Genomic DNA, 15,992 nt, shown 5'->3' with positions numbered 1-15,992 from the left:
TCAGAAAGACTTCACCTGCGATCAGTAAGAGTGCGAGCTGAAAAGGACGCGCGCTCTCACAATGCAGTTTGCAAGTCAGACGGGAGAACCGGACCGATCGATGTCGCCGACGATCTCCGCGGCGCTGGTCGATTCCCTGTTCATGAACCCCGCGCCCATGATCTTCGGCGCCTTCGGCCCCGCCATTGCGGGCGCCGTGATCGCGTTCGTCACCGGCAATCTCTTGTCCTGGCTGTGCGTGCCGCTGTTCATCGTGGTCGGTCTGGCGCGCGCGTGGCAGATGTACCGCTACCAGCAGCGCAATTCCCGGCTCACGGTCGAAGAGTCCGAGGCGTGGGAGAAGCGCTACCGGATCGGCAGCCTCGCCTACGGCATTGCGCTCGGCCTGTGGGGCGCCGCCGTGCTGCTCACGACCAACGATGCTGCCGCCCACATGCTGTGCGTGACCACGGTGGTCGCCTACACCTCGGCGGGGGTGGGGCGGACCTTCGGCCGGCCGCAGATCTTCCACCTGCATCTATTGATGTCGATCGGTCCCCTGATCGCGGCGCTGATGTATGTCGGAGGTCCCTATCACATCGCGCTTGCGCTGCTCAGCCTGGTGTTTTTCAGCGCCATCCGCCACCTCACCACCAGCCTGCAGCGGATCTACGTCAACGCCTGGATCGCCAAGGAGCGCGAGGCTGCGCTGGCGGGCCAGTTCGATACCGCGCTGAACAACATGCCGCACGGCCTGTGCATGTTCAGCGCCGACGGCCGCCTTGCGGTGATGAACCACCGCTTCATCGAGATGATGCAGCTGTCGGACGACTTCGTGCAGCGCGGCGCCAGCGCAACCGACATCTGCAACGCCTGCGTCCTGTCCGGCTCGATCTCCGCCGCGGCCGCGCAGCAGATCCTGTACGAGATCGAGAGTTCGCAGCGCGGCGATATCGTCACCAGCGACCCCGATCCCGCCAAGAACCGCTCGCTGGACTGGACCTTCCAGCCGATGGCCGGCGGCGGCACCGTCGTGCTGGTCGAGGACATCACCGAGCGCAAGGACGCCGAGGCCAGGATCAGCCACCTCGCGCGCTACGACGAGCTGACCGCGCTGCCCAACCGCGTCAATTTCCGCGACGAGATCGGCCGGCTGCTCACCATGCAGCACGGCGACCACCGCTCCGCGCTGCTGTTCGTCGACCTCGACCAGTTCAAGCAGGTCAACGATACGCTCGGCCATCCCTGCGGCGACCAGCTGCTCTGCGCGGTCGCCGAGCGGCTGCGCGAGATGCTGCGGCCGGAGGACTTCGTGGCGCGGTTCGGCGGCGACGAGTTCGTGGTGTTCCAGCAGAACATCCACTCGCACGAGGACGCCGCTGCATTGGCGCGGCGCATCGTCGACCGCCTCAGCGAGCGCTACAAGATCGACAACCACCTGGTCGAGATCGGCGCCAGCGTCGGCATCGCGATGACGGCCCCCGGTGTCGGCGCCGACACGCTGCTGAAGAACGCCGACATGGCGCTCTACCGCGCCAAGGCCGACGGCCGCGGCACCTTCTGCTTCTTTCGCGACGAGATGGCGCAAATCGTCGAGGCCCGCCGCATCCTCGAGCTCGATCTGCGCAAGGCGCTCGCCAACGAGGAATTCGAGCTGTTCTACCAGCCGCTGATCAACCTCAAATCTGGCAAGGTCTCGACCTGCGAGGCGCTGCTGCGCTGGAACCATCCGGCGCGCGGCACGGTCTCGCCGGTCGACATCATCCCGGTGGCCGAGGACATGGGCCTGATCGTCGATCTCGGCCGCTGGATCCTGCGCAAGGCCTGCATGGAGTGCATGAAGTGGCCCGAGGCGGTCAGCGTCGCGGTCAATTTCTCGCCGCAGCAGTTCCATCAGCGCGACGTGCTGAGCGAGGTGCGCTACGCGCTCGAGGTCTCCGGCCTGCCGGCGCACCGTCTCGAGATCGAGATCACCGAATCTTCGCTGCTGCACAACACCGAGCTGACCCACGACGTGCTGTCGCAGCTGCGTTCGCTCGGCGTGCGGATCTCGCTGGATGATTTCGGCACCGGCTACTCGTCGCTCAGCTACCTGCACAATTTCCCGCTGCAGAAAGTCAAGATCGACCGCTCCTTCCTCGAAGGCATCGACAGCGATCGCCCGCTGACCTTGCTGCGCGGCGTGGCGCGGCTGTCGGCGGATCTCGGCATGTCGGTCGTGGTCGAGGGCATCGAGACCAACGAGCAGCTCGAACTGATCAGCGCCGACGGCGCGGTGACCGAGGCACAGGGCTACCTGTTCAGCCGGCCGGTTCCCGCGGTGCGCATCCGCCAGCTGCTCAACGCTTCGCACGGCCGCCGCCCCGACGAGCAGTTGCACGTGGTTCCGTCGCGCTCGATCGCTTGATCCGGCGTAATACCCTCAATCGATAGTTGTAACAGACTTCAACTGCACGATTCGAAGTGCACCCTTGCGGTCAGGGGTTAACTGTATTGCCTCGATTGCTTTGACGAAAATTAAGAAGCTGTTAATCTTTTGGCTCGCGTTGAAGTTGTTGGGTTGTTCAGGGGAGTACTAAATGAGGTCCGCGGCCGAAGCCATCAAGCCCGCGACAGGAAGGCTTGCGGACCCTCTGGATCAAGTCGACTATCGTCTCGCTCAGACCCCCGAACAGAAAGACGAGATCTACCGGCTTCGCTACCGCGCTTATCTGCGCGAAGGCGCGATCCGGCCGTCGGCGGACGAGCGCGTCGTCGATCAGTTCGATGAGGCACCGAACGCCTGGGTGTTCGGCGTCTATCTGCACGGCGAACTCTGCAGCTCGATTCGTATCACGGTGGTAACGCCGGAATGGCGCTCTTCGCCAACGCTCGACGTCTTCGGCGACATATTGCAACCGAAGCTCGATCAGGGTCTGGTCTTCATCGATTCGACGCGCTTCGTTGCCGATCCCGAGAAGGCGCGGAACAATCCGGAACTGCCATATGTCACGGTGCGCCTCGGCTCGACCGCCGGCGTGCATTTCAATGCCGATTTCGGCCTGGCGCCGGTCCGGCCCGAGCACATGGCGTTCTACCGCCGGGTGTTCCTGCACGAAACCTGGTCGGAGGCGCGGCTCTATCCGGGACTCGTCAAGCCGGTCGGCTTGATGGCCTCGCATCTCCCGTCGGTACGGGAGCGTGTGCTCGCCCGCTATCCGTTCCTGCGCTCCAGCGCGTTCGAGCGGCGGATGCTGTTCGACCGGGAAGGCCAGTTGCAGCCCGACGGTATCGTCCGGCCGTTCGAGCGCGCCTCGATCGTGCCGAATCCCTGAGCAAACCGGCATTCTCATCGATCTAACGTCGATCGGCTGTTGCGCGCAGGCCAAATTGTCCTGCAAAAGCGGCCGGTTCCCGCGAACCTTGCCTTCCCTTCACCATCGCGCCACATTTGCCACCCATTAACCATCGGGGGCGCTTTTCGGCATTGCGCGGCATTTGATGGGGTCCAGCAAGGTCTCGTCAAGGTTGACGGAACGTTCGCTTAACCATCGCCCTGTAGACCCAATGGACCAGTACGAAGAGCGTGAGCGTGGAGGCTCCGGAATGAAATATCAGATGCGTATCCTCCAGGGTATGAAGCTGGCCGCGGTTCTGGCGGTGGCGCTGTCGATGGGTGCCTGCGCCAACAAGAACCCGCTGGACGCCAATGGCGCAATTGGGGGCGCCGCGACCCCGGGCAGCCAGCAGGATTTCGTGGTCAATGTCGGCGACCGCGTGTTTTTCGAGAGCGATCAGACCGATCTGAGCCCGCAGGCGACCGCAACCCTCGACAAGCAGGCGCAGTGGCTGCAGACCTATAACCGCTATTCCTTCACCATCGAAGGTCACGCCGACGAGCGCGGCACGCGCGAATACAACATCGCGCTCGGTGCCCGCCGGGCCCAATCGGTCCGCTCCTATCTCGCTTCGCGCGGCATCGATCCGAGCCGCATGCGCACCATCTCCTACGGCAAGGAGCGTCCGGTCGCGGTCTGCAACGACATCTCCTGCTGGTCGCAGAATCGCCGCGCCGTCACCGTGCTGAACGCCAGCTCCTGACGCGAGCCTGAATGAATTCTTCCAAGCCGGCGCCTTCGGGCGCCGGTTTTGTTTTGGCCGCATGAACGACCGAGGCGCCGTCATCTTGATGAACGAAGCTGCGCGCAATTGGCCGCTTGCTTGTTCCGGCGTCCGTACTAAACCGGTGTCCGCGGCGCTGTCCCGGATTTGAAGTGCCAGTCACAATTCTGGCGTACTCCGTCCCTCAATGTCGCTCGCTTTTCACGTCGATCTCGTCGTCAGGGCAAAATGTCATCCAGGCTTCATTTCCTTTCCACCGCCGCGGCGATCGCGGCGCTGTTCGCCGTTTCCTCACCAGTGTTTGCCCAATCCGACGATTCCGATGCTGAAATGCGGATCGAGCGGCTCGAGAATCAGCTGCGGCAGCTGACCGGGCAGAACGAGGAGCTGCAGTACCGCAACCGCCAGCTCGAGGAGCGGCTGCGCCAGCTCGGCGGCCAGCCACCCGGCCCGGGCGGACAGTCTCCGGCGGCCCAGCCCGGCGTCGCGGCGGTGCCGCCGGCGCAGCAGCCGCAGGCCTATCCGCAAGCCCAGCCCGGCTACGCCCAGCCGCAGCAGGGATATGGCCAGCCACAGCCAGGCTATGGCAGGCAGCCGCAGGGCGCCTACGACCAGCAGCAGATCGCGGCACCCGCGCCGATCGTGCAGGAGGCTGCGCCGTCGGCGGCGCCCGGCCGCCGCGGTCGCGGTGACGCCTTTGATCCAAACCAGAACCCGAACGCCCCGGGCGCCCCGCGCGCGCTTGGCGGTGGTCAGATGCCGATGCAAGGCGAAGCGGCGGTCGGTGCTCCCGGCGGCCGCGGGGCGGGCGAGCCACTCGATCTCGGCAACACCAGCTCGCCGCGTGCGCCCGGCGCGAGCGCGGCCTTGACCACATTGCCGCCGTCGGCCACGTCGAAGGACGAGTTCGACCTCGGCATCGGCTACATGCAGCGCAAGGACTATGCGCTCGCCGAAGAGACGATGAAGAACTTCGCCACGAAGTATCCGAGTGATCCCCTGGTGGCGGACTCGCAATACTGGCTCGGCGAAAGCTATTTCCAGCGCCAGCAATATCGCGACGCTGCCGAAACCTTCCTCGGCGTGACCACCAAGTTCGACAAGTCCGCGAAGGCGCCCGATGCCCTGTTGCGGCTCGGCCAGTCGCTGGCGGCGCTGAAAGAAAAGGAAGCCGCCTGCGCCGCGTTCGGCGAGATCACGCGAAAGTACCCGCGCGCGTCCGGCGGGGTCAAAGCCGCGGTTGACCGCGAGCAGAAGCGCGTGAAGTGCTAAACCAGATGCGGGAGGCCACATCCGGCCTCCTCGTGACATGCTGGTTTTGCGATGCCCGACGATCAATCCGCCATCCTGGCAAGGGACGCCAAGCGCCTGTTCGCAGGCCTTTCGTCCGCGCCGGCGATCGTGCTCGCGGTGTCCGGCGGTCCCGATTCAATTGCGCTGATGTGGCTGGCCGCGCGCTGGCGCCGCGCGCTCGCGCGGGGACCGCGGCTGGTGGCGGTCACTGTCGATCACGGCCTGCGTCCTGAAGCGGCGCGCGAAGCGCGCGACGTCAAGCGGCTGGCGCGTAGCCTCGACCTGCCGCATCACACGCTGCGCTGGAGCGGGCCCAAACCCGGGACCGGCCTGCCGGCGGCCGCGCGCGAGGCGCGCTACCGCCTGCTGGCGCAAGCCGCGCGCAAGCATGGCGCCACCCACATCCTGACCGCGCATACCCGTGACGATCAGGCCGAGACGCTGTTGATGCGGCTGCTGCGTGGTAGCGGCATCGCGGGCCTCTCGGCGATGGCGCGCGAGACCGCACGCGACGGCGTTTGGCTGACGCGTCCACTGCTCGAAATCTCCAAGGCAGACCTGATCGCAACGCTGAAGAAGGCGCGCATCGGCTTTGCCGACGATCCGACCAACCGCGATCCCGCTTTCACGCGTCCGCGGCTGCGCGCGCTGATGCCGATGCTGGCGGAGGAGGGCGGCGATGCGCGGAACCTGGCGCGGCTTGCCGCGCGGATCGCGCGCGCCAACGCCGCCCTGGAGGTGCTGGTCGACGGCGCCGAGCACTATCTTGCATTGAAAAGCGAGGATAACCCGCGCAATGGCTTCGACGCGGCGCCGTTCGCGGCGATGCCTGAGGAAATCCGGCTTCGCCTCCTCAAACGCGTGATCGACCGCACCGGACATGAGGGTCCGGCCGAACTCGGCAAGGTCGAAACCCTGCTCGCTGCCGTCGATGAGGCCCTCGGGAAGCGCGAACCGAAGCTGAAACAGACGCTTGCTGGAGCCGTTATCAGCGTCGGCGGCGGTCGTATCAGGATCGGGCCGGCGCCGCCGCGCCGGGCGCGTTCCCGCTGAGCCGGGTTCGATTGTTTCAATCGCTGTCATAATCCGGCAAAGAGGCTTAACCACCCCCGGAAAACACGGGATTTAGCGCCATTTTTTGACCGGGAATCGCGCTAGGATGCGGTAAATAGTCATGCGTGGTTCCCTTGGCATCGACCCCAGCGGCACCTAGATTGTATGCCATCGACGGGATGGATTCCCTGGGGATTCCAACAGAGCCTGCCCAAGGATAGAGAGAGGCCGCGATCCGCGCGACCACGAAGGAAGACCATGAACGCCAATCTGCGGAATTTCGCCCTCTGGGTCATCATTGTCCTGCTGTTGCTGGCGTTGTTCACGCTTTTCCAGAATCCTGGCCAGCGCTCGTCGTCCTCGGACATCTCGTTCTCGCAACTTCTGACTGAAGTCGATCAGGGCCATGTCCGTGATGTCGTGATCCAGGGGCCCGACATTCACGGCACCTTCAACAATGGTACGAGCTTCCAGACCTACGCGCCGAGCGATCCGACGCTCGTGAAGCGCCTCTATGACGCCAAGGTGCAGATCACCGCGAAGGCGCCCGGCGACAACGTGCCGTGGTTCGTTTCTCTGCTCGTCTCCTGGTTGCCGTTCATCGCGCTGATCGGCGTCTGGATCTTCCTGTCGCGGCAGATGCAGGGCGGCGCCGGCAAGGCGATGGGCTTTGGCAAGTCGCGCGCCAAGATGCTGACCGAGGCGCATGGCCGCGTCACCTTCGAGGACGTCGCGGGTGTCGACGAGGCCAAGCAGGACCTGCAGGAGATCGTCGAATTCCTCCGCGACCCCGGCAAATTCCAGCGGCTCGGCGGACGCATTCCGCGCGGCGTGCTCTTGGTCGGCCCTCCCGGCACCGGCAAGACGTTGATCGCGCGCGCGGTCGCGGGCGAAGCCAATGTGCCGTTCTTCACCATCTCCGGTTCTGACTTCGTCGAAATGTTCGTCGGCGTCGGCGCGAGCCGTGTCCGCGACATGTTCGAGCAGGCCAAGAAGAACGCGCCCTGCATCATCTTCATCGACGAAATCGACGCGGTCGGCCGTCATCGCGGCGCCGGTCTCGGCGGCGGCAACGACGAGCGTGAGCAGACGCTGAACCAGTTGCTGGTCGAGATGGACGGCTTCGAGGCCAACGAGGGCGTGATCCTGATCGCGGCGACCAACCGTCCCGACGTGCTCGATCCCGCGCTGCTGCGTCCCGGCCGCTTCGACCGCCAGGTCGTGGTGCCGAATCCGGACGTCGTCGGCCGCGAGCAGATCCTCAAGGTCCACGTCCGCAAGGTGCCGCTGGCGCCGGATATCAACCTCAAGACCATCGCGCGCGGCACCCCGGGCTTCTCGGGCGCTGACCTGATGAACCTCGTCAACGAGGCTGCGCTGACCGCCGCCCGCCGCAACAAGCGGATGGTGACGCAGGCCGAGTTCGAAGAGGCCAAGGACAAGGTGATGATGGGTGCCGAGCGCAAGTCGCTCGTCATGACCGAGGAAGAGAAGTTGCTGACGGCCTATCACGAGGGCGGCCATGCCATCGTCGGCCTCAACGTCGTCGCGACCGATCCGATCCACAAGGCGACCATCATTCCGCGCGGCCGTGCGCTCGGCATGGTGATGCAGCTGCCCGAGCGCGACAAGCTGTCGATGTCGCTGGAGCAGATGACGTCGCGCCTTGCCATCATGATGGGTGGCCGCGTCGCGGAAGAGCTGATCTTCGGCCGTGAGAAGGTGACCTCGGGCGCCGCCTCCGACATCGAGCAGGCGACCCGCCTGGCCCGCATGATGGTGACGCGCTGGGGCCTGTCGGAAGAGCTCGGCACCGTCTCCTACGGCGAGAACCAGGACGAGGTGTTCCTGGGCATGTCGGTCTCGCGCACCCAGAATGCGTCCGAGGCGACCGTCCAGAAGATCGACTCCGAGATCAGGCGTCTGGTCGAGGAAGGCTACAACGAGGCGACCAAGATCCTCACCGAGAAGCGCGAAGATCTCGAGGCGCTCGCCAAGGGCCTGCTCGAGTTCGAGACGCTGACCGGCGATGAAATCATCGACCTGCTGAAGGGCAAGAAGCCCAACCGCGAGTCGGTGCTGGAGCCCTCGACGCCGCGCGCCTCGGCCGTGCCGCCGGCCGGCAAGCCGCGCCCGCGTCCCGATCCGGACACCGGCATGGAGCCGCAGCCGCAGGCGTAAGCCTTAGCCTGCCATGGCCGGCAGTTCCGGCAAACCGATTGTGCAAAAGCTCGGCCTCAAGCCGGGCTTTTGTATTTTTATCGACGGGCTGTCTGTTCCCTATCCTGACATCGTCGGCGAACTGCCTGCCGATGTGCGGATCGCGAAGACCGCGCGGGCGCCGCTCGATGCCGTGCATCAGTTCGCCGTCGAGGCCAAGGGGCTCGCTGCCAAGCTGCGGCGCTACCGCGAGGCGATCGCACCTCGCGGCATGATCTGGGTGTCGTGGCCGAAGAAGACGTCCGGCGTCGCGACAGACCTCAACGATACGGTCGTACGCGAGGCCGGGCTCGCGTCCGGCCTGGTCGACGTCAAGGTCTGCGCCGTCGATGCGGTTTGGTCGGGGCTGAAATTCGTGATCCCTCTCAAGGAGCGCGGCAAGCGCTGAGATCGTCGCGGCGAATATGCTTGGCCTGCGTCTGGGCGCCGTGGCATCCTCGCGCCAAGCCGTCCAACGGCACGACCGCGTCCCCCAAGACGCGCGGCAAGAAAATGGGGAGGGGAGGCCGATGCGCAAGGCATTCGGCGCGCTTGGCGCCATTTCGTTCCTGCTGCTGCCCACAGTTTCCTTCGCCGCCGAGATGCGCGGCGTCACATCGACCGAAATCAGGATCGGCCAGACCATGCCCTATAGCGGGCCGGTGTCGGCGTTCGGCGCGCTCGGCAAGGGCGAAGCCGGCTATTTCAGGATGCTGAACGAGCGCGGCGGCATCAACGGCCGCAAGATCAACTTCATCTCGCTCGACGATTCCTACGCGCCGCCGAAGACGGTGGAGCAGACCCGCCGCCTCGTCGAGAGCGACGAGGTCGCGCTGATCTTCTCCTCGATCGGCACCGCGCACAACACCGCGATCGCAAAGTACCTGCAGCGCAAGAACATCCCGCAACTGTTCCTGGCCTCCGGCGCCTCGAAATTCGGCGACATCACGCAATTCCCGCAGGCGACGATGGGCGTGCAGGCGCCGTTCCGCTACGAGGCGCGGCTCTACGCGCGCTATGCGCTGGCGAAGAATCCGAACGCGAGATTTGCGGTGATCTCGCAGAACGACGATTACGGCGGCGACTATCTCGCCGGCCTGAAGGACGTGCTCGGCGAGAAATATGATTCCGTCGTCACCGTTGCGAAATACGAAATCACTGAGCCAACCATCGACTCGCAGATCGTTCAGCTGAAGGCGACGAACGCCGATGTCTTCGTGATCGCCGCGACGCCGAAATTCGCGGCGCAGTCGATCCGCAAGGCCTATGAGATCGGCTGGCGGCCGATGACCTTTCTCTCCAACACCGCGGTGTGGATTTCGACCGTGATGCAGCCGGCCGGCGTCGAAGCCGGCACCGGCATTATCTCGACGGCCTATGTGAAGGATCCGGACGATCCGGCCTGGAAGGACGATCCCGGCATGAAAGGCTGGCGCGAATTCATGACCAAGTACGTGCCCGATGGCGATCAGCACGACACCAACTACGTCAACGCCTACAACAGCGCGATGGTGCTGGAGGCGGTGCTGAAGGCCTGCGGCGACGATCTCTCGACCGAGAACATTTTGCGGCAGGCATTTGCGATCAAGGACCTCGAATTGCCGATGCTGCTGCCGGGCATCAAGGTCAACACGTCGCCGTCCGACCACGTGCCGGTCGACCAGATGCAGTTGATGCGCTTCAACGGCAAGACCTGGGATCGCTTCGGCGAGCTTCAGACGGGGAATTGAGGCTGAGGTCGATCACACTTGTGCTCGGCGCTTTGCACTACGACCCGTCATCCTGAGGTGCGAGCGGAGCGAGCCTCGAAGGATGCACGGCCCCGATCTCGCAGCCGGGCCGTTCATCCTTCGAGGCTCGCCGAAGTGGCTCGCACCTCAGGATGACGGGATAGGCGGCTCTGCGATTCAGGACTACGCTACAGAGTAGGTTAGTTAGTTCGAGCTCTCGCCTGCCGGGACCGCGCCGGCCCTCATCTCGTCCGATCGCACATGGATGACGGCGATGTCGTCCTTGTACAGCCGCTTCCAGCCCTTCAGATGGTCCAGCGCGTTTCCGGCGGGAGAGTCCGAGCTCAATAGCGTGGTGTCGATCCGGTATTTGTCGAGCAGGCCGAGCAGCTGGCCGACGTCGCGGGCATCCAGCGCGTCGTAATAGTCGAGCACGAATTGCTCGCCATAAAGCTCGGCGCGGCCGTCGATGAACACCTTCATGTCGCGGCTCACCATGTAGCCGCCGAACGGCGCGGTGCTGAAGACGCGCTGCGCCTTGTGCTGCTGCAGAACATCGACCGCGGCCACGGGCGAGAACTGCGGCAGGAACTTGAACTGATGCTGCGCGACGAACATCGTCGTCGTCACCCATGCTCCGATCACCATCGCGATCGCAGCCAGGATCGTGACGACGGGGATCGCGCGGGTTTCCTCGAAGCGGGTGGCGGCAGCGCCTGCCGTTCCCCATTGTTCGGCGATCGGTTTTGCGAGCACCAATGGGGCGATGAACGCGAACACCTCGATGTTGCGGACATGGCTCAGCGCCATCCAGATCAGGCCGAGCAGCAGCAGGATCCGCGGCACCGACAAGGTCAGCCTGCGATAGCAGATCAGGCCGATCAGGCCGAGCAGCGTGGCTTCGAAGAAACTGGGCTTGCTGAAATCCGCGGGCTTCCACTCCCCGATCAGCGTCAGCAGCTTGCCGAGGCTGAGGATCTTCGTCGCACCCAAGAGGCTATTCCAGCCGTAGGGCGTCACGCAGCTCGCGGCCAGCGCGGCGAGGCCGAACAGTCCCCATCGCACGATGAGCAGACGGCGGCGGCTGGGCTCCACGTTCCAGATGGCCTCCAGCCCGATCGGTCCGATCAGCGCCAGTCCGAGAACGAAGCCGCCATGCAGATTGGCCCACAGCGCCATCAGCGGCAGCAGCCACCATGACGGTGAGGTGCGGCGATCGGCGGCCGCCATCAGGCCGCCGATGAACGCCAGCAGTACCGGCAGCGCCAGCACGTGGGGCCGCGCGAAGAAGTGGATCGTCGACAGCAGCAGCGCCAGTGCCGTGATCAGGACTGCACGTGCCGGATCGAAATACGGGCTCAGGAGATTGAGAAAGATCGCAACCGTCGCGCTGATCGCAATCGACGTCAGGATCACCGGTCCGGCCCAATCTCCGCCATACACCAGCGCAAACACCACTTGCGACAGCCACGAACTCGAGATCCAGGCCTCGCCATAGCGGGTGAACGAGAACACGTCCGTGGTGGGCATCGCGCCGTGTTCGAGGATCCACTGCCCGATCCTGATCTGCCACATCGTGTCGGAATCGCGCAGCAGGATCTCGCCGGCCGAGAGATAAAACAGATAGGCGCCCACGGCGGCGCACAGCGGCACCAATCCTCGCGCCGCATTGCGGCTGATCACGCTGCTGGTGATGGAGAGTGACATGCGCCTTCTGGTTTCGGCCTGATGCATCGAGAGACAACGCCACGGGTGGCGCTTAAGCGCACTCGACCACGGCTACCGATAAATTCGGGTAAATGCGGCCGCGACATCGTTGACCAGCGTGAGATAGACGTCTCGATTTCGAGCGATCATGTTAGCGCGCGATTTACCATCTCGATCATGCTCCGACGTGATCGCAAGCTGCCAACCGCGGGCAGCGGATCACCACATCCCGTGGCCGACGCTGGCCTGCCGGCCGACGCTGGCCTGCCGGCCGCCGCGCCGCCGGCACAATCAGAGGTGGCATCGGCGGTTGTAAAAAATCCCTACAATTCCAGCTTGTCAACCAGTCTGAATAGTTGTTCACTTCTTCAGGCGATTGCGGGATCAATCGTTCAAAACATTGAAGACGCGTGTGTTCTGCCGGTGGGCGCCGGCCGGGGCGCACGGTGGGGGACGGAACGCCATGGTCTACCGGCGAACTCATCAGGTCGTGAAACGGCTGGCCGCCCGGCGCAGCGCCATCCTGTCGGCGGCGCGGGACGCGGCGGCGGCGGGCGGCATGGCGGCGGTCCAGATCGCACCCGTTGCGGTGCGGGCCAATGTCGCGGCCGGGACGGTCTATCGCTATTTCCCGTCGAAGGCCGAGCTGATCTCGGAATTGATCACGGAAGTCTCGCGCGACGAATTGTCCGCGATCCGGCGCGCCGCTGATGCCGCGCCCGGACCGTCATCGGCGCTGGCCACCGCGGTGACGACGATTGCGGTCCACGTGCTGTCGCAGCGCAAGCTCGCCTGGGGCATCCTGGCCGAGCCTGTCGATGTCGACGTCACCGCCTCGCGCCTCGCCAGCCGCCGCGATATTTCCGGCGAGCTTGCCATGCGCATCGACGCCGCCGTGCGTGCCGGGCATCTGCCGGCGCAGGATACGGCGCTGGCCGCCACGGCCTTGCTCGGCGCGTTGCACGAAGCGCTGCTCGGCCCGCTGGCGCCGGCCAATCTCGACGATCCGATCAAGCTGCGCGATGCGGTGCAAACCGTGACGCTGCTCGCGCTGCGCGCGGTCGGCGTCATGGATGCGCGCGCCCGCGGCCTCGTGGTGCAGGCGACGACCCCGGCAAAGGCGCTGGTCGGCGCCTGACGCGGCGAACGCTTCTGTCGCATTGGCGTTGTAGTTTCGGGGCTGGGCACAACCACCTCACGGAGCAACGCATGACGACGACCCACGGCTCGGCCAAATGGCAGGACGGCATCAAGGACGGCAAGGGCGCGATCTCGACCAAGAGCGGCGCGCTCTCGGATTATCCCTATGGCTTCGCCAGCCGTTTCGAGGGCAAACCCGGTTCGAACCCCGAGGAACTGATCGGCGCGGCGCACGCCGCCTGCTTCACGATGGCGCTGTCGCTGATCCTGGGCGAAGCCAAGCTCACGGCCGAGCACATGGAGACCAGGGCCGACGTGACGCTGGAGAAGGTCGGCGACGGCTTTGCCATCACCGCGGTGCACCTGACGCTGTCGGCGAAGATTCCGGGTGCCGACAACGCGGCGTTCCAGGAGTTGGCCGGCAAGGCGAAGGCCGGATGTCCGGTGTCGAAACTGCTCAACACCAAGATCACGCTCGACGCGTCGTTGCAGGGCTGATCGCCACGCCCCAAGCGCCGCGGAGCACGCTAGAGCGTTTTCGAGCGAAGTGGACACCGGTTCGCGTGAAGAAAACGCGTCAAAACAAGAATCTAGAGCTTCGGTTCTGATCCAATCAGAACCGAAAATGCTCTAGAGCTGCGCGTCGCCGTTCGGGCCGACCGAGGCGATGCGCAGCATGTTGGTGGTGCCGGGCGCACGCAGCGGCACGCCGGCGACAATGATGACGCGCTGGCCGGCCTTGGCAAAGCCGTCGCGGAACGCAATCGAGCCGGCGCGGTCGACCATGTCGTCGAGATCATGGGCGTCCTCGGCGACCACGCAATGCACGCCCCACACCACGGCCAGCTTTCGGCCGGTGATGAGGTTCGGCGTGATCGCGACCACCGGGACCTTCGGGCGCTCGCGCGCGACGCGGATCGCGGTCGAACCCGAAGAGGTCCAGCAGATGATCGCCGACAGATCGAGCGTCTCGGCGATCTGCCGCGCGGCGTCGGCAATGGCGTCGCCCACCGTTGGCTCCGGATCGACGCGCTGCGCGTTGAGCACGCTGCGATAGGTCGGGTCGCGCTCCACTTCTTCGCCGATGCGGTTCATGGTCGAGACCGCCTCGACCGGGAACTTGCCGGCGGCCGATTCCGCCGACAGCATGATGGCGTCGGCGCCTTCGTAGACGGCGGTGGCGACGTCGGAGACCTCGGCGCGCGTCGGCACCGGCGCCTGGATCATCGATTCCAGCATCTGGGTCGCGACCACCACCGGCCGGCCGGCGCGCCGCGCCATCCGGATCATCTGCTTCTGCAGGCTCGGCACCCGCTCCAGCGGCAGCTCGACACCGAGATCGCCGCGCGCCACCATCAGCGCGTCCGCCGCATCGATGATGTCGGCGAGGCGGTCGATCGCCTGCGGCTTCTCGATCTTGGCCATCACAGCGGCGCGGCCGCGGATCATCTTCTTGGCCTCGATCACGTCCTCGGCACGCTGCACGAAGGACAGCGCGACCCAGTCGATCCCTTCCGGCAGCGCGGCCTCCAGATCGGCGCGGTCCTTTGCGGTCATCGCCGAGACGGGCAGGTCGGTATCAGGCAGGCTGACGCCCTTGCGGTCCGACATCTTGCCGCCGATCACGACACGCGTCACCGCGCGGTCGGGCGAGGTTTCCTCGGCGATCAGCCGCACCTTGCCGTCGTCGAGCAGCAGCGCATGTCCGGGCCGGAGCGCGGCGAGGATTTCCGGATGCGGGAGCTGGACGCGGCTGTTGTCGCCGGGCGTCTTGTCGGAATCCAGAATGAAGCTCTGGCCGTTCTTCAACTGGGTCGATCCTTCCGCGAACGCGCCGACCCGCAGCTTCGGCCCCTGCAGGTCGACCAGGATGCCGATCGGCCGGCCGTAGCTCGATTCGACATTGCGGATGGTCTTGACCAGCTCCCGCATCTTGTCATGCGGCGTGTGGCTCATGTTGATGCGGAAGACGTCGGCGCCCGCCTCGAACAGCTTGCGGATCATCGCGCTGTCTGAAGAGGCTGGGCCGAGCGTTGCGAGGATCTTGATTCGACGCAGTCGTCTCATTGCTTGCTTCCGGGTGGGGCGGCTGGCGGCAGACCAGACGCGCCCGGAGGCGCTGCGCCCGGCGGCGGGTTCGGCAGGCCCGGCATCGCTCCGGGGCTTCCTGGGCCCACGCCGCCCGGCATTCCCGGTACTTTCTGCGGCTGTTGTTCGTTGGCTTCGGTCAGTTGGACGGTCCATGCACGCTGCTCGCCGGTGTCGACCTCGAAGAAGCCGGTGCGGTCAAAGCCGCGCGCTAGGCAATTCTCGGTACCCTTGATGGTGAATTCCTTGTCGCGCGAGCACATGAAGGCCTGGCCGGACCATTCGCCGCCGCGATCATAGTCGAGAGCGTAGATGTAGTAGTAGCGCGCCACAAGGTTGCCGCGCAGCAAGGTCTCGCAGGTCCGCGACGACACGTTCCACCAGCCTTCGGTGGTCCAGCCCTCGGCGTCCTTGTAGCCGAGCGCGATCCCGACCCGGCTCGAGGTGTTGTTGCAGAGCCGGAAATCGGCGGCCGCCGGGCTCGTCCACAGGCAGGCCGCGACAAGCGCCAGCACCGGCAGGATGCCGGCCAGGGTCAGGCGGATGGTGCGGGGAGCTGAGGCGGGAGAATCTATTGGGCTCATGCGGCGAAGCTATATCAAATCATTATCGATTTCGCGTGCCCGGCAGGCGCTGTCAACGGGCGAGCGCCATCTGCCATGCTGCGGGACCAGGGCAAATTTGGCCGGACAGGTCCGTTTT

13 protein-coding genes are annotated in these 15,992 nt (G+C 65.3%); 10 read left to right on the top strand and 3 right to left on the bottom strand.

Going from position 1 to position 15,992, the window contains the following annotated elements:
* Positions 1 to 61 precede the first annotated feature (61 nt).
* From HAP48_RS09450 to HAP48_RS09415, 8 genes are all read left to right on the top strand, one after another.
* Positions 62 to 2,386 carry an EAL domain-containing protein gene (locus HAP48_RS09450; RefSeq protein WP_166213996.1) on the top strand — a complete coding sequence of 775 codons (2,325 nt, stop codon included), beginning with the start codon at positions 62 to 64 and terminating at the stop codon, positions 2,384 to 2,386.
* Positions 2,387 to 2,558: 172 nt separating this feature from the next.
* A complete protein-coding gene (locus tag HAP48_RS09445; RefSeq protein WP_166213997.1) occupies positions 2,559 to 3,293 on the top strand; it encodes an N-acyl amino acid synthase FeeM domain-containing protein in 735 nt (244 codons plus the stop codon).
* Positions 3,294 to 3,564: 271 nt separating this feature from the next.
* Positions 3,565 to 4,059, top strand: coding sequence for a peptidoglycan-associated lipoprotein Pal (gene pal / locus HAP48_RS09440; RefSeq protein ID WP_029085490.1), 495 nt, complete (start codon positions 3,565 to 3,567; stop codon positions 4,057 to 4,059).
* 249 nt (positions 4,060 to 4,308) lie between these two features.
* A complete protein-coding gene (gene ybgF, locus HAP48_RS09435; RefSeq protein ID WP_166213998.1) occupies positions 4,309 to 5,352 on the top strand; it encodes a tol-pal system protein YbgF in 1,044 nt (347 codons plus the stop codon).
* A 51-nt stretch (positions 5,353 to 5,403) separates the two neighbouring features.
* A complete protein-coding gene (gene tilS / locus HAP48_RS09430; RefSeq protein ID WP_166213999.1) occupies positions 5,404 to 6,426 on the top strand; it encodes a tRNA lysidine(34) synthetase TilS in 1,023 nt (340 codons plus the stop codon).
* Between the two features lie 258 nt (positions 6,427 to 6,684).
* Positions 6,685 to 8,607 (top strand): ATP-dependent zinc metalloprotease FtsH, encoded by a 1,923-nt coding sequence (ftsH, locus tag HAP48_RS09425; RefSeq protein ID WP_166214000.1) that lies wholly within the window; start codon positions 6,685 to 6,687, stop codon positions 8,605 to 8,607.
* Between the two features lie 13 nt (positions 8,608 to 8,620).
* Complete coding sequence (locus HAP48_RS09420; protein ID WP_166214001.1) at positions 8,621 to 9,034, top strand: DUF3052 domain-containing protein; 414 nt, start codon at positions 8,621 to 8,623, stop codon at positions 9,032 to 9,034.
* A 121-nt stretch (positions 9,035 to 9,155) separates the two neighbouring features.
* Positions 9,156 to 10,355, top strand: a complete 1,200-nt coding sequence (locus tag HAP48_RS09415) for an ABC transporter substrate-binding protein (protein ID WP_166214002.1) — start codon at positions 9,156 to 9,158, stop codon at positions 10,353 to 10,355.
* A 204-nt stretch (positions 10,356 to 10,559) separates the two neighbouring features.
* Here the strand turns inward: HAP48_RS09415 and HAP48_RS09410 are convergent, their stop codons facing one another.
* Positions 10,560 to 12,062, bottom strand: coding sequence for a hypothetical protein (locus HAP48_RS09410; RefSeq protein WP_166214003.1), 1,503 nt, complete (start codon positions 12,060 to 12,062; stop codon positions 10,560 to 10,562).
* A 463-nt stretch (positions 12,063 to 12,525) separates the two neighbouring features.
* Between HAP48_RS09410 and HAP48_RS09405 the strand changes: the two genes are divergently transcribed.
* Positions 12,526 to 13,200: a TetR/AcrR family transcriptional regulator gene (locus HAP48_RS09405; protein ID WP_029085497.1), complete on the top strand. Its 675-nt coding sequence runs from the start codon at positions 12,526 to 12,528 to the stop codon at positions 13,198 to 13,200.
* Positions 13,201 to 13,271: 71 nt separating this feature from the next.
* Entirely contained in the window at positions 13,272 to 13,700 is a 429-nt protein-coding gene (locus tag HAP48_RS09400; protein ID WP_166214004.1) for an OsmC family protein, read from the top strand.
* Between the two features lie 132 nt (positions 13,701 to 13,832).
* Here the strand turns inward: HAP48_RS09400 and pyk are convergent, their stop codons facing one another.
* Together pyk and HAP48_RS09390 are read right to left on the bottom strand one after the other, a co-directional pair.
* The gene (gene pyk, locus HAP48_RS09395; protein WP_166214005.1) at positions 13,833 to 15,269 is read right to left on the bottom strand and encodes a pyruvate kinase; all 1,437 of its coding nucleotides are present in this window, start codon (positions 15,267 to 15,269) and stop codon (positions 13,833 to 13,835) included.
* Entirely contained in the window at positions 15,266 to 15,874 is a 609-nt protein-coding gene (locus HAP48_RS09390) for a DUF1036 domain-containing protein (RefSeq protein ID WP_166214006.1), read from the bottom strand. Before HAP48_RS09390 ends, pyk begins: the two co-directional genes overlap by 4 nt.
* Between the last annotated feature and the right edge of the window lie 118 nt (positions 15,875 to 15,992).

Source organism: Bradyrhizobium septentrionale (assembly GCF_011516645.4).
Taxonomy (GTDB): Bacteria; Pseudomonadota; Alphaproteobacteria; order Rhizobiales; family Xanthobacteraceae; genus Bradyrhizobium; species Bradyrhizobium septentrionale.
This window is presented reverse-complemented; position numbering and strand designations above follow the sequence as displayed.

What these genes read in the sequence shown, in the direction of transcription:
- ybgF (WP_166213998.1), top strand. Translation starts at nt 4,309, where the DNA reads ATGTCATCCAGGCTTCATTTCCTTTCCACCGCCGCGGCGATCGCGGCG.
- ftsH (WP_166214000.1), top strand. Translation starts at nt 6,685, where the DNA reads ATGAACGCCAATCTGCGGAATTTCGCCCTCTGGGTCATCATTGTCCTG.
- pyk (WP_166214005.1), bottom strand. Translation starts at nt 15,269, where the DNA reads ATGAGACGACTGCGTCGAATCAAGATCCTCGCAACGCTCGGCCCAGCC.
- HAP48_RS09400 (WP_166214004.1), top strand. Translation starts at nt 13,272, where the DNA reads ATGACGACGACCCACGGCTCGGCCAAATGGCAGGACGGCATCAAGGAC.
- HAP48_RS09405 (WP_029085497.1), top strand. Translation starts at nt 12,526, where the DNA reads ATGGTCTACCGGCGAACTCATCAGGTCGTGAAACGGCTGGCCGCCCGG.
- tilS (WP_166213999.1), top strand. Translation starts at nt 5,404, where the DNA reads ATGCCCGACGATCAATCCGCCATCCTGGCAAGGGACGCCAAGCGCCTG.
- HAP48_RS09445 (WP_166213997.1), top strand. Translation starts at nt 2,559, where the DNA reads ATGAGGTCCGCGGCCGAAGCCATCAAGCCCGCGACAGGAAGGCTTGCG.
- HAP48_RS09415 (WP_166214002.1), top strand. Translation starts at nt 9,156, where the DNA reads ATGCGCAAGGCATTCGGCGCGCTTGGCGCCATTTCGTTCCTGCTGCTG.
- HAP48_RS09420 (WP_166214001.1), top strand. Translation starts at nt 8,621, where the DNA reads ATGGCCGGCAGTTCCGGCAAACCGATTGTGCAAAAGCTCGGCCTCAAG.
- HAP48_RS09450 (WP_166213996.1), top strand. Translation starts at nt 62, where the DNA reads ATGCAGTTTGCAAGTCAGACGGGAGAACCGGACCGATCGATGTCGCCG.
- HAP48_RS09410 (WP_166214003.1), bottom strand. Translation starts at nt 12,062, where the DNA reads ATGTCACTCTCCATCACCAGCAGCGTGATCAGCCGCAATGCGGCGCGA.
- HAP48_RS09390 (WP_166214006.1), bottom strand. Translation starts at nt 15,874, where the DNA reads ATGAGCCCAATAGATTCTCCCGCCTCAGCTCCCCGCACCATCCGCCTG.
- pal (WP_029085490.1), top strand. Translation starts at nt 3,565, where the DNA reads ATGAAATATCAGATGCGTATCCTCCAGGGTATGAAGCTGGCCGCGGTT.